Source organism: Flexithrix dorotheae DSM 6795 (genome assembly GCF_000379765.1).
Lineage (GTDB): Bacteria > Bacteroidota > Bacteroidia > Cytophagales > Flammeovirgaceae > Flexithrix > Flexithrix dorotheae.
The window spans coordinates 61,374-84,613 of the sequence record NZ_KB903441.1 but is presented as its reverse complement, the minus strand read 5'-3'; the positions used below and the strand labels follow the sequence as shown (position 1 = coordinate 84,613).

At 34.0% G+C, this 23,240-nt stretch carries 19 protein-coding genes; 9 read left to right on the top strand and 10 right to left on the bottom strand.

Features of this window, described 5'->3' with window-relative positions; all coding sequences use genetic code 11:
• Nucleotides 1-64 precede the first annotated feature (64 nt).
• The 9 genes from atpA to A3EM_RS0114625 all read right to left on the bottom strand — a co-directional run bounded on the left by atpA (nucleotide 65) and on the right by A3EM_RS0114625 (nucleotide 6,486).
• Nucleotides 65-1,645: a F0F1 ATP synthase subunit alpha gene (atpA, locus tag A3EM_RS0114670; RefSeq protein ID WP_020528976.1), complete on the bottom strand. Its 1,581-nt coding sequence runs from the start codon at nucleotides 1,643-1,645 to the stop codon at nucleotides 65-67.
• A 34-nt stretch (nucleotides 1,646-1,679) separates the two neighbouring features.
• Nucleotides 1,680-2,219, bottom strand: coding sequence for an ATP synthase F1 subunit delta (gene atpH, locus A3EM_RS0114665; RefSeq protein ID WP_020528975.1), 540 nt, complete (start codon nucleotides 2,217-2,219; stop codon nucleotides 1,680-1,682).
• A 56-nt stretch (nucleotides 2,220-2,275) separates the two neighbouring features.
• On the bottom strand, nucleotides 2,276-2,761 hold the full coding sequence (gene atpF / locus A3EM_RS0114660; RefSeq protein WP_020528974.1) for a F0F1 ATP synthase subunit B: 486 nt from the start codon (nucleotides 2,759-2,761) through the stop codon (nucleotides 2,276-2,278).
• 136 nt (nucleotides 2,762-2,897) lie between these two features.
• Nucleotides 2,898-3,158 (bottom strand): ATP synthase F0 subunit C, encoded by a 261-nt coding sequence (atpE, locus tag A3EM_RS0114655; protein ID WP_020528973.1) that lies wholly within the window; start codon nucleotides 3,156-3,158, stop codon nucleotides 2,898-2,900.
• 44 nt (nucleotides 3,159-3,202) lie between these two features.
• Nucleotides 3,203-4,282 (bottom strand): F0F1 ATP synthase subunit A, encoded by a 1,080-nt coding sequence (gene atpB, locus A3EM_RS0114650; protein ID WP_026210301.1) that lies wholly within the window; start codon nucleotides 4,280-4,282, stop codon nucleotides 3,203-3,205.
• 119 nt (nucleotides 4,283-4,401) lie between these two features.
• Nucleotides 4,402-4,788 carry a hypothetical protein gene (locus A3EM_RS0114645; protein ID WP_020528971.1) on the bottom strand — a complete coding sequence of 129 codons (387 nt, stop codon included), beginning with the start codon at nucleotides 4,786-4,788 and terminating at the stop codon, nucleotides 4,402-4,404.
• An 86-nt stretch (nucleotides 4,789-4,874) separates the two neighbouring features.
• Nucleotides 4,875-5,048 carry an AtpZ/AtpI family protein gene (locus A3EM_RS46915; RefSeq protein ID WP_281169822.1) on the bottom strand — a complete coding sequence of 58 codons (174 nt, stop codon included), beginning with the start codon at nucleotides 5,046-5,048 and terminating at the stop codon, nucleotides 4,875-4,877.
• Between the two features lie 7 nt (nucleotides 5,049-5,055).
• Nucleotides 5,056-5,511 (bottom strand): bactofilin family protein, encoded by a 456-nt coding sequence (locus A3EM_RS0114630; protein WP_020528969.1) that lies wholly within the window; start codon nucleotides 5,509-5,511, stop codon nucleotides 5,056-5,058.
• A gap of 114 nt (nucleotides 5,512-5,625) precedes the next feature.
• Nucleotides 5,626-6,486, bottom strand: coding sequence for a M23 family metallopeptidase (locus tag A3EM_RS0114625; RefSeq protein ID WP_020528968.1), 861 nt, complete (start codon nucleotides 6,484-6,486; stop codon nucleotides 5,626-5,628).
• A 454-nt stretch (nucleotides 6,487-6,940) separates the two neighbouring features.
• On the opposite strand from A3EM_RS0114625, the gene porW reads away from it, so the two are divergent.
• From porW to A3EM_RS42460, 4 genes are all read left to right on the top strand, one after another.
• The gene (gene porW / locus A3EM_RS0114620) at nucleotides 6,941-9,178 is read left to right on the top strand and encodes a type IX secretion system periplasmic lipoprotein PorW/SprE (RefSeq protein WP_020528967.1); all 2,238 of its coding nucleotides are present in this window, start codon (nucleotides 6,941-6,943) and stop codon (nucleotides 9,176-9,178) included.
• 121 nt (nucleotides 9,179-9,299) lie between these two features.
• Nucleotides 9,300-11,669 carry a transglycosylase domain-containing protein gene (locus A3EM_RS0114615; RefSeq protein ID WP_020528966.1) on the top strand — a complete coding sequence of 790 codons (2,370 nt, stop codon included), beginning with the start codon at nucleotides 9,300-9,302 and terminating at the stop codon, nucleotides 11,667-11,669.
• A 242-nt stretch (nucleotides 11,670-11,911) separates the two neighbouring features.
• Nucleotides 11,912-12,241 carry a phage holin family protein gene (locus A3EM_RS0114610; RefSeq protein ID WP_020528965.1) on the top strand — a complete coding sequence of 110 codons (330 nt, stop codon included), beginning with the start codon at nucleotides 11,912-11,914 and terminating at the stop codon, nucleotides 12,239-12,241.
• A gap of 148 nt (nucleotides 12,242-12,389) precedes the next feature.
• Nucleotides 12,390-13,346, top strand: coding sequence for a DUF4178 domain-containing protein (locus A3EM_RS42460; protein ID WP_020528964.1), 957 nt, complete (start codon nucleotides 12,390-12,392; stop codon nucleotides 13,344-13,346).
• Nucleotides 13,347-13,371: 25 nt separating this feature from the next.
• Here the strand turns inward: A3EM_RS42460 and A3EM_RS0114600 are convergent, their stop codons facing one another.
• On the bottom strand, nucleotides 13,372-15,024 hold the full coding sequence (locus A3EM_RS0114600) for an arylsulfatase (RefSeq protein ID WP_020528963.1): 1,653 nt from the start codon (nucleotides 15,022-15,024) through the stop codon (nucleotides 13,372-13,374).
• A 574-nt stretch (nucleotides 15,025-15,598) separates the two neighbouring features.
• Between A3EM_RS0114600 and A3EM_RS42455 the strand changes: the two genes are divergently transcribed.
• From A3EM_RS42455 to A3EM_RS42450, 5 genes are all read left to right on the top strand, one after another.
• Nucleotides 15,599-16,387 (top strand): polysaccharide biosynthesis/export family protein, encoded by a 789-nt coding sequence (locus A3EM_RS42455; protein WP_020528961.1) that lies wholly within the window; start codon nucleotides 15,599-15,601, stop codon nucleotides 16,385-16,387.
• Between the two features lie 121 nt (nucleotides 16,388-16,508).
• Nucleotides 16,509-18,908: a GumC family protein gene (locus A3EM_RS0114585; RefSeq protein ID WP_020528960.1), complete on the top strand. Its 2,400-nt coding sequence runs from the start codon at nucleotides 16,509-16,511 to the stop codon at nucleotides 18,906-18,908.
• 194 nt (nucleotides 18,909-19,102) lie between these two features.
• The gene (locus tag A3EM_RS0114580) at nucleotides 19,103-20,233 is read left to right on the top strand and encodes a glycosyltransferase family 4 protein (RefSeq protein WP_020528959.1); all 1,131 of its coding nucleotides are present in this window, start codon (nucleotides 19,103-19,105) and stop codon (nucleotides 20,231-20,233) included.
• A 66-nt stretch (nucleotides 20,234-20,299) separates the two neighbouring features.
• On the top strand, nucleotides 20,300-21,859 hold the full coding sequence (locus A3EM_RS0114575) for a lipopolysaccharide biosynthesis protein (RefSeq protein ID WP_020528958.1): 1,560 nt from the start codon (nucleotides 20,300-20,302) through the stop codon (nucleotides 21,857-21,859).
• A 155-nt stretch (nucleotides 21,860-22,014) separates the two neighbouring features.
• Nucleotides 22,015-23,226 (top strand): O-antigen ligase family protein, encoded by a 1,212-nt coding sequence (locus A3EM_RS42450; protein ID WP_157637895.1) that lies wholly within the window; start codon nucleotides 22,015-22,017, stop codon nucleotides 23,224-23,226.
• The last annotated feature ends 14 nt before the right edge of the window (nucleotides 23,227-23,240 follow it).

The following is a 23,240-nucleotide window of genomic DNA, read 5'->3' as shown; positions in this document are numbered from 1 at the left end:
TTTTATTATTTATTTAAACAAGGCTTTTGAAATCCTCAAAAGCCTTGTGAAAAACAATTATCAATTATTTATAATTTTCTGAAACTTCTGACGCAATTGTCTTTAAAGTTTCAATAGCAGATTCATCAAGTTTTCCAGCTTTAAAAGCTTTTAAAGCATCAGCTCCTTTTTTCCTCATCACTTCGATAAATTCAATTTCGAATGCTTTTACTTTATCAACTGCTACATTATCAATAAAACCATTAACAGAAGCGTAAATGATAGCTACTTGCTCTTCCACTGGAACTGGAGAGTATTGGCCCTGCTTTAATATTTCCTGGTTTTTTCTACCACGTTCGATAGTAAGTTTGGTAGCGGCATCAAGGTCAGATCCAAATTTCGCAAAAGCTTCAAGTTCTCTAAATTGAGCCTGGTCTAGTTTTAAGGTACCTGCTACTTTTCTCATACTTTTAACCTGTGCAGAACCTCCTACCCTTGATACTGAGATACCAACGTTAATCGCAGGTCTGATACCTGAGTTAAACAAGTTAGTTTCAAGGAAAATCTGACCATCAGTAATCGAAATTACGTTAGTTGGAATATAGGCAGAAACGTCACCAGCCTGAGTTTCAATGATTGGAAGAGCTGTTAGAGATCCTCCTCCTTTTACTTTGTCCTTCAAAGATTCAGGAAGGTCATTCATCTGAGCTGCAATCTCATCTGATGGAGTAACCTTAGCGGCTCTTTCTAATAATCTTGAGTGAAGGTAAAATACATCACCAGGGTAAGCTTCACGTCCTGGAGGTCTTCTTAAAAGAAGAGAAACTTCCCTATAAGCAACAGCTTGTTTTGAAAGGTCATCATAAACCACAAGCGCTGGTCTACCAGTATCTCTGAAGTATTCTCCAATAGAAGCACCAGTATAAGGGGCAAAGAATTGCATAGGAGCAGGGTCAGAAGCATTGGCAGCTACTACAGTTGTATAGGCCATTGCACCACCTCTTTCTAAGGCTGAAACCACGCCTGCAACAGTAGAAGCTTTTTGCCCTACAGCAACATATATACAGTATACAGGCTCACCTTTATCATAAAATTCTTTCTGATTGATAATAGTATCAATCGCAACAGCAGTTTTACCGGTTTGTCTGTCTCCAATGATTAACTCCCTTTGGCCTCTGCCAATTGGAATCATAGAGTCGATAGCCTTGATACCTGTTTGAAGTGGTTCATTTACCGGACTTCTAAAGATTACCCCTGGAGCTTTTCTTTCCATCGGCATGTCGAAAAGTTCACCTTCTATAGGCCCTTTTCCGTCAATAGGATTTCCAAGCGTGTCAATTACTCTACCACAAAGTCCTTCCCCTACTTTTACAGAAGCAATTTTTCTTGTTCTTTTTACAGAATCCCCTTCTTTAATATCTGTATCGTCTCCAAGAATTACCGCACCTACGTTATCTTCTTCCAAGTTAAGCACTAAACCTACTAATCCATTTTGGAATTCTATAAGCTCACCGGATTGTGCATTTGATAATCCATAGATTCTGGCAACACCGTCACCAACTTGCAAAACGGTACCGACTTCTTCCAGTTCGGCTTCTGATTTAAAATCAGATAGTTGCTCCCTTAAGATTGCTGAAACCTCATCAGGTCTAACCTGCTGCGCCATTATTTTTAAATTTTAATGATTAAATTATCTATCTCTAAGCTGAAAATTTAAATTTCAGCGTCTTTAATTTTGTTGCGATTGAATCGTCTATTTGTTTGTCGCCTACTGTAAGCACAAATCCACCCACCAAATTTTTATCTACTTTTTCAATAAGCATTGGTTCTTTTCCAGATACTTCTTTTACAATTCTGGAAAATTCCGCTTTTAGTTTGTCATTTAAAGGAATTGCTGTTTTTACTATAGCCTGCTGGATGCCTTTTCGCTCATTATACTGCCGGACAACCTCAGATGCAATTTCATGAAGTGCATTTAACCTGTTTTTTCTGGCCACTATTTTTAAAAATACTAAAGAGGTTCTTGAAATTCCTTTTTCAAAAATCTGTTTTAGTATCCTGTACTTTTTATCCCCTTTAATGATAGGATTCTTGAGCAAAACTCTTAATTCCCTGCTTTCATCACAAGTGGCATCCACCAGTGACATATCCGCCATCACCTTTTCTAATTCATTTTTCTCCTCTGATAAAAGGATTAATGATCTTGCGTATCTGGTAGCAACTCTAGTATCAGCTGACATAATTTATTAACTTGTTATTAGCTTAAAATATAACCTTGAAAAATTTACCGGGACAATTAAATGCTCTTTAATAAATCCTCAACCAAACTCTCCTGGGCTTTCTTATCAGCTAACTCTTTATTTAAAACTTTTTCGGCAATTTCGATTGAGAATTTAGCCACTTGGTTTTTAACCTCTGCAAGTGCAGCATTTTTCTCATTTCTAATATCTTCTTGTGCTGCTTTTACTATCCTGTCATATTCTGCTTTGGCAGCTTCTTTGGATTCAGCAACAATTTTATTGGCCGAGTCTCTTGCTTCAGTGATAATTGTTTCTCTCTCTGCCCTTGCCTCTTTTCTCATTTCATCAATCTCACTTTTTAGGTTTTCAACCTCAGCTTTAGCCTCAGAAGAAGAATTTAATGCTTTTTGGATAGAATCCTCTCTTTCTTTTATGGACTGTAAGATAGAAGGCCAGGCCATTTTATAAAGTCCAACCCACACTACCAAAAAGGCAAGGGTCATCCAAATAATCAACCCAATACCAGGTTCCACTAATCCCATTTCTGTATTATTTTATAAGTGATGAATTAATTCAATTAAGAAAATCCTGGTGCAGAACCAATCGTTATTGCACCAGAGATTTTTGGTTCTTTATTTTATCAGTTTCTAGCAAACTAATAAAATGATTGTTTAATAATTATCTCAAAAGGATAACCAATAAACAAACAATGATTCCAAAGAAGGCAGCACCTTCAACAAGAGCAGCAGCAACAATCATGTTAGCTCTTAAGTCACCAGAAATTTCTGGTTGTCTTGCCATTGATTCTAAAGCTGATTTACCGATATTTCCAATACCAATACCAGCTCCGATTACAGCAATACCAGCTCCAATTCCAGCTCCCATGTAACCAATTGCATTTCCAGCTACTTCTTGCAATAAAATAAACAATAACTCCATTTTTGGATTTAAATTAAGGTTATATAATTAATTAAACTTAAATTCTAATGATGTGCTTCCTGAACTGCATCTCCGAAATAAAGCGCAGAAAGCAATGTAAATACGTAGGCTTGTAAAAATGCTACAAGAATTTCAAGCAAGTTGATAAACATAGCAAAAGCCATAGATACTATCGATACTCCAAAACCAGCTCCAGGACCGTACATCCCTTTAAATAAGAAAATCAGGCTCATAAATGAAAGGATTACAATGTGTCCCGCCAGAATGTTGGCAAATAATCGAAGGTTAAGTACCAAAGGCTTAGAAAACATCGATAATATTTCGATAGGAATCATTAATGGAAGCAACCATCCCGGTACACCAGGTGTGGCAAAGATATGTGCCCAATAATGTTTATTTCCTTTAATAATCGTAATGAAGAAAGTAAACAGAGCCAATACAATTGTAATTGCAATGTTTCCTGTAACGTTAAATCCTCCTACAAAAGGAATCAAACCTAATACATTGCTAAACCAAATAAAGAAAAATACAGTAAGCAGGTAAGGCATGAATTTTTCGTATTTTGGTCCGATGGAAGGTTTGGCTACTTCATCTCTTATAAATAGGATAAGTGGTTCCATAAATGATTGAAGTCCTTTGGGTGCCTGACCGGGTCTTTTCTTGTAGGCTTTAGCCACAGAACCAAAAACAAGGAACATAAGTATTACACAAATGAAAATACCGGCTACTGTTTTTGTAATAGACAAATCCAGAGGCTTTGCATTTGAAGCATGACCTTCTGCATCTAAATCAAGTTCACCTGCTTCATTGGCAATATAAATTTTTTCGTGATGCATAATATACCTTCCGTATTTATGCTCATCATTGTGAAATTTTGACGAAGAAAAAATTTCAATTCCGTTATCAGGAGTATAGAGTATGATTGGAAGAGGGATTGATAAGTGAGTTTCTTCTGGCGTACCCTTGGCCAGTGTCATATAATGAATTTCATGAGCATCCATTACGTGGTGCATAATCATGTCACCAGCATTAAATTCTTCGCCTCCGCTTTCTGCCTTAACAGAACTTATATTTAAAATAAAGGAAAGTGCAAATAGATATGAAATTACTAATTTGAAGTTCAATTTGACTGTGCGCTTGTTTTGCTCCATCACCTGTTTTTAATTATTCAATCTGTGAAAAACAGCGCAAAACTAGGTAATAAATCAAATCTTTAAAACAAATTGCATTCTTTTTTTACAATTTAAGAAATGGGGCTTTTTTTGTTCTTTAATTCCTTCAAAATCAGTACAATTTCAAAAGTTGAATAAACAAAATACAAGACTAAAATATGGATGAGCATAAAGGCTACTTCGTCTCTGAATAAAAGTCCGAAACCTACTGCTGCAAGAAGAGATATAAACATTTTTAAGCCCATGGTCCCCATAAAGCTGGTTACAAATTGTCTGGGATTTTTTTCTTTAGCCTTAATTAACCTATAGTGCAGAAAGGCAGTAAGCAAATAGAAAAAAGGAAATTGGGCAAATGCACCAATTTTATTTTCAATTGGAAAAATGTAGGTAGCAAAACAGTAGCTTGGGATAATTAAAATTAATGTAAGCCAAAGCTGGGATAGTAAATATTTCTTCAAAGTTTCAGTAAAAACTTAAGCTGGGGAATATGGTCATAATTTCCGAAGTACCGGAGATAAGAAAGCCCTTTGCTTCCCATTAATTATCACTTTGTAATTCCCTTTATAATTATGTAAATGGAAAAAGCAGATGAGAGGATTGTAAGCACTAATGTGAAAACTGGTATTTCCCAGGAAATCCACTCATCCAGTTTTATTCCGGTGAATACACCAATTAATATGGTAATTGCCATTTTCGTAGCAATTCCGGTGTATTTTATAAAATCACTAGGCGGTTGCTGTGGCTTTTGCTTTTTGATTTTCTGATCCGTTTAGTGAAGGTTTACCATTTGATGAATTATTAGTATTCATTTGCTTCACATCACCCATTTTACAGCTACCGTTAAATACAGCTCCTGTTTCAATGATCAGTTTGCCAGTATAGATATCACCATAAATTTTGGCAGTGGGCTTTAGAATAAGGTTATCCGAAATTTCTACTTTTCCTTTTACTTCTCCTTCCACTACAGCGTTTTGTGAAATGATATTACCTTCAACAAAGGATCCTTCTCCTAAAGATATTTTAGATTTGGATTTAACATTTCCATAGACTTTTCCTTCAATCCTGATGTTGCCATAGGTCTCCAAATCTCCTTTAATTACTGTGCCTTTACCAATTGTGTTACTTGAATTCACCAATTGAGCTTCTTCTTTTTTTTCTATTTTGTTGTTAAATAAACTCATTATCTGAAAAATTTTGTTTGAAGGATATTCCTTGAAACAGGTTAAAAAAATTTAACTGTTAACGGGAGGAATGACTATTTATTAATAAAAGTTAATAGAATTTCAAAAAATAATTTAAAAAGATATAAAATCTTCAGGGTTAACAGGGTTTCGATTGTGCCATAATTCGAAATGCAAATGCGGACCATCGGTTAATTCCCCTGAATTCCCAATTATAGCAATTATATCACCAGCTTTCACTGTTTCCCCAACATTTTTTAGTCTGGCCGAATTATGTTTATAAAATGAAATTAGTTCATGCTTGTGTTGAATGGCTAATACATGACCTGAATCCTGAGTCCAGGAAGATATTACTACTGTGCCATCCGCTATACTTTTAACAGGCTCATTCTTTTTGGCTACAATGTCAAGACCAAAATGGCCCTCTTTTACATTATATGGTTTGGAAATTACACCATCAATTGGCGAAAAGAAAAAGAAATCCTGAAGGGAGTTTTTCGCTGAATTCAAATATAATAATTGTTCGTAATCAGCTTCTTCAAATTCTGCCCTGAATTGTGAGTCTATGGGGCTTATTTGGGTTAAATTAATGTTTGTAGAGCTAATTGAATCAAAATCGGAGAGATTTTCAAAAACAGCAAAGTCTACTTCCCCACTCAGCACGTTCCTTAAATTGGCTATATACTGATCTTTTTTCTCTACCTCAATAATGATCGAGTCCACTTTTTCCTCCATTTCAATCAGGGTTTTGTCTACCCTCAGATAATCTGTTCGGGGATCAAACCATTTGTTTAGGAATGTGGTGACACTTAGCCAGCTAAGGGATAGAAAGAATATGAAAATAAGGCTAACTCCAAGAAATAGCTTTGCATAAGTAAACTTAATGGTGGCTTTTTCTGCAAAATTTTCTTCGTCCCTTATGATTAACAGGAATCTGGATGTAAGCCAACTTGAAATAGTTTTCTTTTGCTTCAAAACTTAATTTTAAAGGTTAATGACTGCAAATTTAAATATATTTGTTCTAATATTATAAAAGTCCTCTTTGGGAATGTTTGGCAGCAAAATTTAAGTAAATTTAAATAATGTCAAAATAATGATTTTAAAACCACTGAGGCACAGTTATAGCGTAATTATATTTTTTGGCTGGTTTTAGAAATTCGAAAAAAAAGTCATAATTTATTTGTTGTAATCAAAAATCGAATTGTCTTAAAACTAAAATTCATAAAGGAAAGCCTTTGAAATTTATATTAAAATAGAGGTTTGTAAATTTTATTTTAATAATTGTCTAATAAAAAAATACTTTTTCCATTTTTATTCAGGATACTTTTTAATCTAAGCAGATTCCATTAAAAGATTTTACTTTGAAGATTAGTTTTTCACTCAGTAATAACTTTCTGCTTAAGGTAAGCACAGTGAAGAATCACATTTTATGCTGAAATTTTTTTTTAACATTAGAATTGAAACTCCGGGGATTTTAATAGTCCTGTTTATTTCTCTATTATCTTCCTGTCAGCAGTACCACGACACTACTGCACGATTTAATGCCTATTTTTTGGCAAAGGAAAAAATGCTGGAGATTGAAGATAATCTTTTTGGCAAACCTCAAAATAATTACAACGATATTCTTCAGGTATTACCCGCTATCGATACGAATGCCTCGGCAGGTCAGAAGGCTGGTTTTGAATATGTCATTGAAAAAGCATCATTGCCAATACAATGGCATGAATCCAGCAAATGGGTGGATGATTGCTATATTGTGATTGGGAAATCCCGATTGTATCAGGGGGATTTTATGAATGCTGTTTTAACCTTCAGGTATGTAAATACGAATTCTGAAGATTCTGAAGCAAGGCATGCTTCCCTTATTTTGTTAATCAGAACTTTAATCGAGTCTGACCAGATGAGTACTGTTCCATCCGTTCTGGATTATATCCGAAAAGAGAAAGTGCCATTTAGTGAAGAAAATACTAAGAATTATCACCTGGTTATGGCCCAATATAACCGGAATCTTGAAGATTATACCAAAGTTGCTCTTCATCTGGAAAAGGCCTTACCTTTTGTAAAGAAAAGGGCGGATCTTACCAGATACCATTACATTTTAGGGCAGATTTACCAAATGCAGGGATTTGATGAAGAGGCTTATAAAAACTACGATATCGCCTTAAAGAAAAGTCCGACTTATGAAATGGAATTTCATTCAAGTTTGAATAGGTCTGGTGTGCAAAAGATTGAAAGTGAGGAGGATATGGCAAATGCTTCCAAATATTACAGGAAGTTGCTTTCAGATGAGAAAAATAGTGAATTCAGAGACAAAATATATTATGAAATGGCAAAATTTGCCATGAAACAGGGAGATTATCCTACCGCACTAAACTATTTGAATGAGTCTATTCAAATGAGTACTTCGAATGTAATTCAGAAGTCTTACTCTTACCTAAAGGCAGGTGAAATTTATTATTATCATTTAAAAGATTTTGAAAAGGCTGCATTATATTATGACAGTACTGTTCAGGTAATGCCTCCTAAAATAAAGGAATATGAACCCACGAAGGAATTGGCCGATATTCTGGTGGAGTTTTCCAAATACTATAGCATGGTCAAAGAGCAAGACCGTTTGATTATGCTTTCTAAACTTTCAGAGGAGGAAAGGCTAAATTTTCTTGAGGATGAGATTGAAAAGGAAAAAGAAGCGGTGCTTCTCCAAAAACGCAATGAAGATTTGAGAGACGAGAAAAGAAAAAAGGTGGCTTCAGCAACGTCTGCAGATTTGGAGGAAAAGGAGAATGCAGGATGGTATTTTTCAAATTCAACAGCCAAGGTTTTTGGGAAGACGAATTTTATTAGAAAATGGGGTAGCCGGCCTCTAGAAGATAATTGGAGGAGATCGAAAAAAGAACTCAATTCATTGCCGGAAGAACAATTGGCAGGAGTTTCGGGGAATAACCCAAAGGCTCAGGAACAGGAAGTTCAGGAAGATATATTTGCCAGTATAAAACCACTGGAAGTCAGGCAGGAAGAGGTGCCTACAACTCCAGATAAAATGACTGCGGTAAGGGCCAAGCTGGATGAAGGGTTGTTCGGATTGGGAAAGGTTTATGCCTACAGATTAAAGGAACCAGATAATGTTTTCAGTACTTTGGGAAGGCTAGCATCTGAATTCCCACAAGGTGAGAATACACCGGAAGGAATCTACATCATGTATCTGATTTGCAAAGAAATCGATTCCTGTAGTCATGATAATTATAAGCAAACCATTATTTCCAAATATCCGGAATCTTTCTATGCCAAGATATTAATTAATCCAAACTATGTAGAAGAAAGCAATATTAAAAATGAAGAAGCAGAGGCTTTGTATAATCAAAGCTTTGCACTTTTTAAGGAAACCAAATACGAGCAAGCAGATTCACTATTGAGTATGGCGATTAATAATTATCCAGAAAATATTTATATGGATAAACTTCATTTACTGAAGGCCATGATTGTGGGAAAAACTACCGATGACTTGAAATACTATTACTTTGCACTCAATGATTTTATAAATGAATTTGGCGAAAGTGATTTGGTGGATTATGCTAAAAACCTGAAAAGCGGATTACCAACGGCTCACCTTGATATTGGGGAGGGTGAAGAAAATGGATCAGAAGAAGAGAATAAGAAGAAAGAATAACGTTAAATAAATTTAAAATTTAGGGCAAATATTGACCTTTATTAACTTTGTAGTTTAGAATCATTTTTTTGACAAACTGAGAAATTATTCAGCATTTTTGGACTGATAAAAATTAAGATATATGTATAGTAGAATTTCCAAAATTCTTTGGGGACTTTTTATAACAGGGGTGGTTTTTTTTGTTTGCTATACCATGGCCGTGAGAGATAACTGGTTTAATCTGGCAGGTGGATTTCCAGACTTATCGGCTTTGGAAAACCCTCAAAGCCAATTAGCTTCCATTGTTTATACAGCCGATGGGGAAGTTTTAGGAAAGTATTTTATGGAAAATAGAAACCCCGTGGAATATGATGGAATTTCCCCTAATTTGGTAAATGCACTGAAGGCTACAGAAGATATTCGTTTCGAAAAACACAGTGGGATTGATTTAAGGAGTATTGGAAGAGCCGTTTTTGGTGTTTTAACTTTTAATCCCAAAGGAGGAGGAAGTACAATTTCGCAACAGTTTGCCAAAATTCAATTTAATACCAGAGGAAATCTGGAAACCGGGAAATTGAATGACATTCCTGTTTTAGGGAAATTAATTGCCAAAACAAAAGAATGGATGCTTGCCATTGAAATTGAAAAATCCTATACCAAGGAGGAAATCATGTCCATGTATCTCAATCAATTTGAGTTTGGCAGTAATGCTTTTGGAATAAAAGTGGCATCCAAAACATTTTTTGGTACAACTCCGGATAGCCTGAAAGTAGAGCAGGCTGCCATTTTGGTTGGTTTGCTTAAAAACCCATCATATTATAATCCAAAAAGATTTCCAGATCATGCACTGAGAAGAAGAAATACCGTGATGAGCCAGATGGTGAAGTATGGTTTTCTGGATAAAGCAGCCTATGATACCCTAAAAGAAAAACCTGTTGATATTGCTGATTATAAGGTGGAAAGCCATTATACGGGTTCGGCCACTTATTTCAGGGCTGAACTTGCTAAAGAATTAAAAAAATGGTGTAAAACTCATACAAAGCCCAACGGAGAAAATTATAACCTTTATACTGATGGTTTAAAAATTTATACCACCATCGACTCCAGAATGCAAAAATATGCAGAAGAAGCGGTGTTGGAAAATATGAGAAATCAACAGGAATTGTTTTTTGAGCATTGGAAAGGGAGAAATCCATGGATTACAGAGGAAAATGGAGAAATAAAAGGATTTCTTCAAACCAGAATCAAGTGGACAGAAAGATATAGGGTTTTAAAACTAAAATACGGTGGCAACAAGGATTCAATTGACAGGGTCTTAAATACACCTCGAAAGATGAAAGTATTTACCTGGGATAGTCCTACTTTCGAAAAAGATACCACCCTTAGCCCAATGGATTCTCTGAAGTATTACAAACATTTTTTACATTCAGGAATGATGTCCATGGATCCCCACACTGGATATATAAAGGCCTGGGTTGGTGGAATTAATTTTAAATATTTTCAGTACGATCATGTGAAGCAGGGTTTCAGACAACCTGGTTCTACATTTAAACCAATTATTTATTCTGCAGCCGTAGCAGAAAGAAGTATGCATCCCTGTTTCCCTGTATTAGACGCTCCAATGAGTATTGATTTGCCAGACGGAGAGACCTGGACACCGGCCAATAGTTCTGAATATTCTTATAATACTTTTACCTTAAGGCAGGCTATGGCAATGTCAAAAAATACGGCTGCTGTTTATTTAATGAGGGAACTTGGACCTGACATTGTGGGAAAATATGCAGAGGAAAATTTTGGTATAAAATTCCTGAGAGATAAATACGGAAAGAAGGAGAGAATTGAAAGGGTGCCTTCTTTATGTCTAGGAACCAGTGATGTTTCCGTATTTGAAATGGTTGCTGCTTATACCGTTTTCCCTAATCAGGGTGTATGGACTGAACCTATTTATATTACCAAAATTGAGGATAAAGAAGGAAAAGTTTTGGAAACATTTGTGCCACATACTATTGAGGCTTTGAAAGAGGAAGAAGCTTATACCATGACTTATATGCTGAGAGGATCGAATGAAGAAACCGGAGGTACCTCAATAGGGTTAAGAACCAGGGCGATTTATGAGGACCGACAGGGCTACGATTTTATTAGAGGAAGAGAGGTTGGTGGTAAAACCGGCACAACCTCCAATTATTCAGATGCATGGTTTATTGGCATAACTAAAAATCTTGTAACTGGAATTTGGTCTGGCGGTGAGGAGACAAGCATTCACTTTAGAAGCCTGAAATATGGACAGGGAGGTAGACAGGCAATGCCAGCTTTTGCTAAATATATGGAAAAAGTATATGCAGATGATGAGCTGCCTTATTATTTGGAAAAAGATGAAAACGGGGAGTTTATTAAACCAAACAAGCCAATGCCGGAATTCGATTGCTGGAAATATGAGCAGGCGCAATTAGTAAACAAAACTGATTCGACTAATAGAAAAGGAGTAATTAGTTCCGATGATGATTTCTTTTAATTCCAAAGATATTATAAAGGTGTATTTTCCTGATTTTTGTAATCAAATGGAATACCTCACTTAATATTGTTGGAGTAGATTTTTGGCAGTTGCACTTGTATTTATTCCATTCAAAATAACCAAAGAGCAGTTTATATAATTGCTCTTTTTTTTTGTGCCAATTTCCCGTATGTTTAAAAAAACGTTTTGGTTTTTTCTAAAACGTATCATTATTACATAACTACTAAATTTACCATAATTCAATGTTTATAATTCAAACCTTAGTTAGTGCATTGGCTGTTTTCATTACTGCCAAATTGTTGGAGGGGGTAGAAGTGAAAAACTTTTGGCATGCTATATTAACAGCTATTGTTATAGGACTGGCCAATTTTTTTATCAAACCCGTACTTACATTTCTATCTTTTCCCATAACTATAATTACTTTCGGGCTTTTCCTTTGGGTAATCAATGCTGTAATAATTCTGATTGTAGATGCCGTTTTGGAAGGATTTAAAGTGAAAAATTTTGGCTGGGCAATTGGTTTCAGTATCGTGTTTTCAATAATTAACTGGATGCTCAATTGGTTTTTGTAATGTTGAAATTTTCACCATTTAAATAAAAAATTTACCAGTCCATATAATTCATTCGAAACTATTTATAAAAACCTGAACCCTTTCAATATTTAAAAAGTATATAACTTTATAGGAACTTTCTCCTGATTAAAGATGTGCTGATTTAAAAATGGGAAATAATAACTTAAGCAAAAAAATTCACAGGAACTTTCCACTAAGACTTAGTAGTCAGCTTGAAAAACTACCGGATGCCGGAAAAGAAGAATTCCTTGTTCTCTATAGCCAAAATATAAAAAACCTTGGCCTGGCTTACCTTTTTCATTTTATTTTGGGCACATCTTATTTGTACCAGGGGAAAATTTTTAAGCAATTACTATTTTGGCTTACTGGGTTTGGCTTTGCTGTGGGATGGGTTATTAATCTGTTTCGTATGCCTGGTGTGATTTCCAGATTAAATTATGGAAAAGCCCAGAAAATTATTTTTATGCTCAATAGAAAATATAAAATAAGGCCCCGACAGAAACCAAAAGATTCTCTTGATTTTATTAAGAAAAGAGTCAATAAAAAAATCGAAAATCAGGCTCAAAAAAAGCCAAGAGTTTTCGCTCCACCATATGACCCTACTCAAATAAAAGTTGAAAATTTGAAAACCGGATTTATGCTAGATTACCAGTTTAAAACTTGGGATGTGACCGGGGAATTCCAATATGATTGGGAAGATGGCTCTACAGAAAAAAACTTTAAAATTAAATCGGGACTGGATACCGTATTGATAAATGTAAAGCCTGATGATCAGCAATTTAAAATCACTCACTTCGAACGAATAAATTTTTATGCCATAAGTAATGCGCTGGAAATAGAAATCCATTTTAGAGATAAACCCAGAAATATTTTTGAATTTCAGGGGGAACAATTTTATAGAGAAAATACCCTAAATGGCATCTATTTCAACTTATCAGAAAAAAATATCGGGACCAGGGTTAAGGTCTGGGAGTTTCTGAATGCTGACCGAAATGAAATAATCAGAATAGAAAAAACAGGAGCAAAGGAGATTAGAACTTTTAAGGGTAAAAATATTTCTCCCTTTGAATTTAGTGAAATCCTTCCCAGGGTGATTTATAGTTAGTAAAACAAAGACTAAAAGATTCTTTTTAATTGGGAAAGGGCAGAACATTTGTCCTTGTAGCCCAGACTTCCCACATTTTACTCATTCGGTCTACTTTTTCAGAATAAAGTGAGGCCAGATTATTGACTTCAGTCCTGTCTTTTTCCAAGTCATACAATTCCCAAGCTCCATTTTTTCCTTTGGCGACTAATTTCCAATTATCTACCCTTACAGCTTTGTTCCCTTCATGCTCCCAATAGATGGCTTCCCGATCAATGGGTAAATTATTAAAAGCAGGTACAAGGCTTTTGCCCTCGTATGGAATAATGGTATTTCCTTTATAATTTAAGGGATATTCACTATCACTCACATCTAAACAGGTAGCCATAATATCAATCAGATGACTGGGTTGCTTTCTGAGTTCTCCACTGGATTCGATTCCCTCAGGCCAGCTGATCACCAAAGGAGAGGAAATACCTCCTTCATGTACCCAGTGCTTGTACATTCGAAAAGGAGTATTAGAGACATTAGCCCAGGGAATTCCGTAGCTCTGGTAGGTTTCCTCAGGTCCCGGCATATAATCCGTATTTTCATTACCCACTACTACCGGATCACCATTTCTTTGCTTTTGAGGAATATGAAGACCTTTCCATTTTGAACTTAATTCTTCTGCACAACCACCATTATCTGCCAGAAAAATAATCAGGGTGTTCTCAAATTGATCATTTTCCTTTAGTGTTTGAATGATTTTCCCAATTCCCTGATCCATACGGTCCACCTGGGCAGCGTATACCTCCATTCGCCTTTCCTGCCAGTTGGTGTGTTCCAAAGTATCCCATTCAGGTACACGGGAATCTCTTTCACTTATTTCCCAATCCTTTTCTAAGAGGCCCAGTCTTTTCATTTTCTGAAATCTTTCCATTCGAATGGCATCCCATCCTAGATTATATCGTCCTTTATATCGTTGAATGTCCTCCTCCAATGCATGAAGCGGCCAATGTGGTGCAGTATAGGCTACATAACAGAAAAAAGGATCTTCAGGTTGATTTTGGAAATGATTTTCCATAAAGGAAACTGCATTTTGAGAAATAGCATCAGTGTAGTAAAAATCTTCGGTTTCAGGCTCTATAGGATCATTTCCTCTGGTTAGGGAAACCGGATCGTAGAAACTACCCGCACCATGAATTGTTCCAAAAAACTTATCAAAACCCCTCTGTAGAGGCCAGTTATGTTTACTTTTTAGAGAATCCACTCCAGACCACTCCCCAACGTGGTTAGTGATATGCCATTTTCCACTTATAAATGTTTTATATCCCACTGGTTTAAGGGCCTCGGCAATGGTAATACAATTTTGGCTTAGGTCTCCTTTATACCCAATCTGACCTTTGTCTGCCATCATGTGGCCGATCCCTGCCTGGTGAGGGTAAAGACCAGATAAAAGGCTGGCTCTTGTAGGGCAGCATCTCGCTGTATTATAAAATTGTGTGAATTTTAAACCATTTTTGGCCAAACGATCAATATTGGGAGTATTTATCTCCCCGCCATAACAACCAATATCAGAATAGCCCATATCATCAGCCATGATGAGTAAAATATTGGTTTTTTTATTAATTGAAGAGATGGTATCCTTTTTCTTTAAACAACCGAAACAAATGAAAATAAGAGAAATGAGAAAAAGTCTGATTGGGGAAAGTACCATGGTGAAAAAATGAGTGAAATAACTTGGCTAAAGTTAATATCATTAATTTGTAATAACTAATGTGAGTTTGGTAAATAAAAATGGATTTTTAAATGATTTTCTAGATAGACTGATTAGTTTTAGCCAGATTAAATAAAAATATTGATAAAACCAGTATACCAGACAATGAATTGATTTGAGAAGGAATGAAAACAAAATCTTATTCCTGGTTAATTATAACATCCTTTTTATCAGGGTATTAAATGTGTGGTAATTAAAGGAGCTTACCTCTTATTAAAAAATGAAAGGTTATTCCTTGTACTCGATGTAAGAAAAAAGATGTATTTTGATAAAAAAATCATTTTTTTTCTAATTTTGTCTACTTATCCTACCAAGATTGTGGGGTAAATTTTTAGGGAATTACATCTTCAACCATATTCATAGTTGCTGAAATTTGGGTTAGGTTAACAAACCTTAATGTTATCGTTACAAATTATTTTTTCACGTACACCTAACTATATTTACAAAATATTGTGGCATTTGGATAAAATCACTAACTGAAAATCTAAACACTTAAACTTCTTGTCAAATTTTTATGTATAAGTTAATCTCTTTTCTAATCGTTGCATCATTTGCAATTTCTTGCACGTCTAATTCTGAGTTAGTTTATTTACAAAGTACAACAATTAATAAACAAAGACCTGAGCAGTTTACCAATTCCAGATCAGATTATAAAGTTCAGGTAAATGATGTAATTACAGTAGATATTACAAGCCCAAATGATCCAGCATCTGCTTTAATTTTCAATAGAGACGCCAATAGATTCCAGACAGGAAATGATGCAGAGGCCACCTTGTTCCTTAAAGGATATTCGGTAGATAATGAAGGAAGTATTTCACTACCCCTTATAGGAAAACTTAAAGTTGAAGGATTAACGATAGACGAAATTACCACTAGAGTTCAACTTTCTATAAAAGATTATCTGGTAAATGCGAATGTAGTGGTGAAAATGGTGAGTTTTCAGGTTACCGTTTTAGGGGAAGTAAATGCTCCAGGTAATTATAATGTTTATAATAACCAATCTACCTTATTTGAAGTAATTGGTAATGCAGGAGACCTTACAACAAGTGGTGATAGGAAAAATCTTAAATTAGTAAGGCAAACAACTAAGGGTGTGGAAGTAGTATTACTGGATTTAACAGATACAAATACACTTAGATCAGATTATTATTATTTACAACCCAATGATGTAATCTATGTTCAGCCACTTGAAACAGTAACAAAAAGGTCTAACCTGCCTGTATATACTGCTGTTTTTGCAGGAATTACTGCACTGGCCCTGGTGGCAAATGTCATTATTAGCTTTCAAAATCAAAATAATTAAAACAATTAACCTGCATTAATGAACTATTCTTAGTAAATTGTATAGGGGTTCAGGCTCCTAAAAAAGGACTTAATGTAGATTAATTAAAAATATAAAATCCAATAACCAAATTTTAAAGAAAATGGATAATCAAGATACCGTATTCATCGATGTAAAAAAGATTTTCTTTAGGATACTATCCAAATGGTACTACTTTGTAGGGACCTTAGTAATTGCCGGTTTATTAGCATTTGTATATAATAAAACTGCTGAAAAAATTTACAGTTTTAAGGCAAGTATGTTAATTGGCCAGGGACAAGCCGTAAATAGAAGCGTTGGTCAGATATTAACTGCCATGGGTGCCAATAATACTAATAAAGGCCCTAACTTAAAAGATGAAATGGGCAAGCTTACTTCATTTTCCATGCTCAGGACTACATTTGAAAAGCTGGATATGAAAGTATCCTACTATATGGATGAAAAACCAGGGAAAAATGAACAATACGGGCCTGGAAGTTTTCCTTTTACAGTATTATTGGATTCTTTGGATCCTCAACCTTTGAATACCCCAATTTTTATTACCATTATTTCTGCCGAGACCTATAAAATTGATGTGAACGCAGAAAATGTTGCCATTTACAATTATGAAACTAACGAAATTGTGACCAGGTTACCCTCACTTGTGATAAGTGAGGAATTGAATTTTGGGGAAGCCTACAAAAGTGATCACCTTACCTTCCGTTTAATACCTGACAATGAGTTTAAGGGAGAACTAGTGGCGGAACAACCGCTGCATTTCATGTTCAATAACTTTGATGATTTAGCTGACAGATATGTTGGAAAATTAGAAGTTTCAGAAAGAGACAGGGATTCATATATTTTAGATATAGAATCAAAAGGTGCAAACCCTAAAAAAGAAATAGCCATCATGAATACATTGATGGAAGTTTATGCAGATAAAGATCTGGAAGAGAAAAGAAAACAAAGTAAAGAGGCCTTAGATTATATTGAAGAGCAATTATACACTGCAAAATATAATTTATATGTTTCGGAGACGAAGGAATCCAATTATAAGGCTAGTACCAGTATGCCGAATACTGAATTTTTGACTGCACAATTGACGGGAAGTCTTGCAACCCTTCGAAAAGAAAGAGATGAACTAGAAGGTGAATTAAGGTTATATCAACAGCTTAATGATTATTTAAATAGTTCCACTACGGTTTCTAGTGCTACTTCTACTTTCGGTATAAATGATCCAGTGGTCATTTCATTAATTAATGATTTAGCAACGCTTGGACAACAGCGTTTAGTGGCTGTTCAATCTTTAGGAGAAAGAAGCCCTCAGGTAAAAACTCTGGATGTACAAATAAATGCCACAAAAGAGCAGCTAAAAGGCCACATTTCCAGCTCAATTCAGGCAAAGGTGATTAGTAAAAGAGATTTGGATAACAGAATAATAAGAGATGAGTCCCAAATTAGTTTAATCCCTACTAAAGCAAGACAAATTGATGAATTGGAAAGGTCTTCAGAATTTAATAAAGCTACTTTCCAAAACCTTCAACAAAAAAAGACTGAGGCCGAAATATTATTGACTACTACTACTTCTGATGTTAAAATAATTGACGCTGCCAGAATGAAGGGAAGTACCCCCATTTCCCCACGCCCGATGCTTTCTTATTTAATTGCAATTGTCGTAGGGTTATTAATTCCTTATGTGTTCATTACTATGAAAGATTATCTTGACGATAATGTGAAAACTAAAGAGGATTTAATAAGCTCCACCAAGATTCCATATTTGGGTATGATCCTTAAAGGTGAGAAGTCTACTTCTTTGGTTTTTGAAGGTAAATCGAAATCAGCAGTTGCAGAATCCTTCAGATCTTTAAGAGTCAATATTGAACATATGCGAAATGCCAATCTTTCCAGAAATGGAATGAGTTCTAATGGAAAACATACGACAAAAGTTATTGGCTTAACATCCTCTGTAAGCGGAGAGGGGAAGACTTATTGTTCAGTAAATTTAAGCTCTGCTTTTGCCCAATCAGGAAAGAAAACTGTATTAATTTGTGGGGATCTGCGTAAACCAAAATTCATCGAGTATTTTAATTTAAATGCTAAAAAAGGGTTAGCTGATTACCTAGTGGGAGATAGCGAAATAGAGGAAATATTGCAGCCTACGAAAATTGACAACTTAATGGTAATTGATGCTGGTTTCTCCCCAAATAACCCAAATCCAACTATTATTTTAGATAGCGTTAGGATGGATCAGTTAATTGAAAAGTTAAAAGCCAACTTTGATCAAATTCTTATTGATACACCTCCAATTGGATTTGTTTCTGAATATTTTATATTAAGAAAGTATATTGACTCAAGTATTTATATTGTCAGGTCTAATTATACAAATAAAAAGTTATTAGGAGAAATAAATGATTTGTATGATTCAAGGAAAATCACAGAAATAAGTGTTGTACTTAACGATGTGAAATTATCCTCCTCAATGTATGGCTATAGCGATGGAAAAAATGGTTATAGTTATAGTTAATTAAACATTTTCATGAATTCATTTTCAGGTGAAATTGCAAAATATTTTTGCTAGAAAATGAATTTTCTTTTCTGTTATTTTTCAATCAAATTTTGATAATTGATCTTTTCAGAAAGGTGGATTTAACCCTTTCTCTATTATTTGGTGTAAAAAAGGTCTATAGTCTAAAAATAGAGTTCCTATAATAATTTTTTATGAAAGTATTGCATGTATTAAACGAAATAAGATATAGTGGTGCAGAAATAATGCTTAATACTGCTGCTCCCTATTTTCTTAAAGACGAACTAGAATTACATGTTGTGGGCGTTGGGGAAGAAATTGGAGAGTATGCCGCTGTATTAGAAAAAAATGGTTACAAAGTTCATTTCATTGAATTTCAAAGACCTGGTTTAAAAAGTACAGTAAAGGATTCTCTTCAATTATTAAAGAATTTTTATTATTTTCTTAAAAATGGGAAATATGATATTGTCCATATTCATAGAGAAAGTGCATTCTCATTGTTCGCTATAGTAGCAAGAATGGCAGGTGTACCGGGTGTTTTTAGAACAGTCCATAATGTATTTCTTGTTTTTCAAGGCAATTTAAGACTCAGGAAAAAAATAGAAAGGCATTTTGTTAAGAACTTTTTTAAAGTAAAATTCTTAACAATTGGTGCATCTGTTAGTGAAGTAGAAAAGGAAGTTTATGGTTTAGAGACTACTGTAATTCCAAACTGGACTGAGAATAAAGCTTTTACACCAGGAACTGCTGAAGAAAAGTTAAAAAAGAGAAAGAGTTTAGGAATCAAGGAGAATAGTTTAGTTATTATCTCAGTGGGAAGAACAACTATCGAAAAAAACCATACAGATATCATTGAATCTATTCCAGAGATCATAAAGGAGGTCCCTAACTTATTTTATATTCATGTTGGAGATGGACCAGAACAAGAAAAATTAATTATGCGAACCAAAGATCTGAATATTGAAAACTATGTTTCTTTTTTAGGAAAGAGAAATGATGTTCGAGAATTGGTCGTGGCAAGTGATATTTTTGTAATGCCTTCAAAATATGAGGGATTACCTATTTCCTTATTAGAGGCATTATTTTGTGGGTTGCCTTCTATTATTTATAATAATTATGGAGTAAAGGACCTTGTAATTAATGATTTTAATGGTTTTGTTGTAGAAGAGCCCAGGGAGAACTTTAAAAATGCAATTATAAAACTAAGCAAGGACGAAAGCCTTCAAAAAAAGATGGGAGAAAATGCTATCAGCTTAGCAAATGAACAATTTGATATTGAAAAATCAATTAGTAAACTTATTTCGGTTTACCGTGATGCCTTATAAAAAAGAGGATTGAAATTGGTTATCCCCTTTATTTAAAAGAATAGTACTTAAGTAATTTTAATAGTTTTGAATAAAAATCTGGCTTCAAAAACGGCAAATGGAGTTAAATGGAGTAGTGTTTCTACCATTGTTAGAGCAGTAATTCAAATCGGTTATACCTCCATAATGGGTCATTTGTTAGATGCTGAAACCTTTGGGTTATATGCTTTAATGCATGTGGTCCTTAGATTCGTAGATTATTTTGCTAAAATGGGGATGGGGCAGGCGATAATTCAGAAACTTGAACTAGAAAGACAAGATATAAGAATTGCGTTTACAGTATCTACGGTTTTAGGGTTGGTTTCTGCTTTAATAGTTTGGAGTTTTTCATCACTTTCCTATTTAATATCAGAAAATCCTTCCTTGCCTGAAATTGTGCGTTTCGCCTCAATTACCTTTATTTTTCAAGGACTGTTTACTACCTCTATTAGCTTACTTTCCAGGGATTTACGTTTTAAGAATATTGCCATAAATGAAATAGTTTCATTTGTTTTAGGATATGTTTTTATTGGTATTACTATGGCGTTTTTTGGCTTTGGTGTATATAGTTTAATTTGTGCTTCAATTAGTCAAATTTTAATAAATGGTTTCCTTTCTTTTATTGTAATTAAACATCCTATAAAACCCTTATTTATATGGAAAAGGTTTAAACCATTTTTGTCATATGGTGGTAGAGTTTCCATAAATAGCTTTTTTGAATTTATTAATATTAGTATCGATAAAATATTAATAGAAAAATTCTTAGGAACAAGATTGCTTGGATTCTATGATAGGGCATCTCAGTTGGTCTATTTACCTTTATACTATATTACTACTAGTGTGGCCAAAGTAATGATGCCTTCTTTTAGCCGTCTGCAAGATAATATTAAAGAACTTTCGAAGGTATACCTGAAAATTATCTCCTTAGTTATTATTGTTTTGTTTCCCTTTAGTTCTTATTTGATTTTTTCTGCCGAAGAGATTGTACTTGTAGTTTTGGGAGAGGGATGGGAGCCTTCGATAACGGTCCTTAGGATACTTGCAATTGCGATACCATTAAGTATGATAAATATGTTTGCTGGAATAGTTTGTGATGCAACTGCACATTTAAATATAAAGATGGTTCTTATTATAATGAGGATATTATTTATTTGTGTAATGTTTTATATTTTAATGGATCTTGGTTTAATTGGTTTTGCTTGGGCTGTGGTTGTAAGCGATTTTTTCTATACTATTGCCTATATGTTTTTAATGAACAAAATCTTAAAACTAGAATTAATTAAGACATTAAAGTCTTATTCTTTTGGGATTATTAATGCAATAGTTGTTGGATTAACTTTGCTATTTATAGATTTTATTTTGGGAAGCTTTCAATTTGAATATGAATATATAGTTTCCTTTTTCATTAAAGGAGCTTTAGGATTTCCTCTCATTTTATTATTAATTTTATTTGTTCACCCTCCTTTAATTTCAGGTCAATTATTAACATTGATCAATAAAATTAATCTTGATGCCAACTCCGAGGAAAATTTTTACACAAAATCTTTTAAAAATTATAAACATTATTTAGTAAAAAGGAATAATATTTTTTTACAGGATAATGATTAGGTCTTTTTACAAAAAAATATTATGGTAATTAAAATTATGGTTTAATTCTAACCTAAGTTACTTTTTAAAATAAGTAACTAAACACAAATCAAATGAGAATTAATATCCGCTTTTTGTATTTGTTTGGAATCCTTTTTATATACCTAACCGATGGTTTGTTTTTAGATTTAATCTTTGGAAAGGAAAGTCCAATTTCATTTAATGTTACAAGAGCTATTTGGGCATTAGCATTTGTTGGTTCTATCCTTTTTATTAGAGAGATGTCATCATATTTAAGGGTATATTGCTTATTGGCTTATGCTTTTGTGTTTATTTTAATGTTGGAGTCATATAATAATTATGGGACTTTTTTTGTGTATCCAAGGGTTTTTTCCAAACTTTTTATGCTTTTCGGTGTTTTCTTCGTTTATGGATTCTACAAAAAATTTGAAGAAAAAATTCAACTAAAACAAGTTGTAAATCTTATACTTATTTTCTTTGTATTAAATGTTGCCATTGTAAATAGAGATGCTTTTAGTCTTTCTGCATTTGCTGCACATGATAGGGGGCTTTCTGCTTCATCAACCCAACTATTGTTAATCCCCTGCCTATTTTATTTTAACAGCTACTTTTATGAGAAAAAAGTAAGTTATCTATTTAAATTCTTAATTGTAATTGGTTTAATCGGATTTCTGCAATATAGGACTGTTTGGGTAACTGCGGCTTTTGGACTTTTAGCAAATTTACTTTTTCTTTTTAAATCCAAAATAAAAATCACATTCGATGCCCTCATACCTATAGCCATTGTAGGAGTTATTATCGGGTCAATTGCATCTTTTTTTATTTTTTCTAATGAAACAATAATGAAAAAAATTGTGGAGAATATTGACGATCTTATGAATCCTACATCACAAGGTACTGGGAACTGGAGATATGTGCAGTTTCAATCATATTGGCCCTTTGTTTTAGAAAATCCAATTATTGGCATGAGGTTCGAAGGTTTTGAATTGCCTGTTCAATTTTTTGATAGGGATGTTTTAGCATTTGAAGATGGTACAGGTCACCATTTTCATAGTAATTACCTTGACAAATTATTTTATTTTGGTATAGTGGGAACTGTATTTTTTATCTTACCCTCATTTATTTATATTTTTTCAAATTTATTTAGAATTAAAAATCTTAGCAGAGATCAATTAGCACTAACCTCATTTGCTATAGCAGGTCTTGTTTTTGGCATATCATACCTATGGGAAACACATTATTATGGAACTTTGGGGTTAACCTTGTTTTTCCTTGATTCTAAATTCCATAATAAAGAAAATGAAGAAGAAATAGGTGATAAGTTGAAGGATTCGGAACAAGAACTAAGAAAAGTTACGGCTATTTAATTTAATTGAAATTC

Coding starts and splice junctions, on each gene's coding strand:
- porW (WP_020528967.1), top strand. CDS start 6,941: ATGCTGAAATTTTTTTTTAACATTAGAATTGAAACTCCGGGGATTTTA.
- A3EM_RS42455 (WP_020528961.1), top strand. CDS start 15,599: ATGTATAAGTTAATCTCTTTTCTAATCGTTGCATCATTTGCAATTTCT.
- A3EM_RS0114585 (WP_020528960.1), top strand. CDS start 16,509: ATGGATAATCAAGATACCGTATTCATCGATGTAAAAAAGATTTTCTTT.
- A3EM_RS42460 (WP_020528964.1), top strand. CDS start 12,390: ATGGGAAATAATAACTTAAGCAAAAAAATTCACAGGAACTTTCCACTA.
- A3EM_RS0114610 (WP_020528965.1), top strand. CDS start 11,912: ATGTTTATAATTCAAACCTTAGTTAGTGCATTGGCTGTTTTCATTACT.
- atpA (WP_020528976.1), bottom strand. CDS start 1,645: ATGGCGCAGCAGGTTAGACCTGATGAGGTTTCAGCAATCTTAAGGGAG.
- A3EM_RS0114600 (WP_020528963.1), bottom strand. CDS start 15,024: ATGGTACTTTCCCCAATCAGACTTTTTCTCATTTCTCTTATTTTCATT.
- atpH (WP_020528975.1), bottom strand. CDS start 2,219: ATGTCAGCTGATACTAGAGTTGCTACCAGATACGCAAGATCATTAATC.
- atpE (WP_020528973.1), bottom strand. CDS start 3,158: ATGGAGTTATTGTTTATTTTATTGCAAGAAGTAGCTGGAAATGCAATT.
- A3EM_RS0114615 (WP_020528966.1), top strand. CDS start 9,300: ATGTATAGTAGAATTTCCAAAATTCTTTGGGGACTTTTTATAACAGGG.
- A3EM_RS0114580 (WP_020528959.1), top strand. CDS start 19,103: ATGAAAGTATTGCATGTATTAAACGAAATAAGATATAGTGGTGCAGAA.
- atpF (WP_020528974.1), bottom strand. CDS start 2,761: ATGGGATTAGTGGAACCTGGTATTGGGTTGATTATTTGGATGACCCTT.
- A3EM_RS0114630 (WP_020528969.1), bottom strand. CDS start 5,511: ATGAGTTTATTTAACAACAAAATAGAAAAAAAAGAAGAAGCTCAATTG.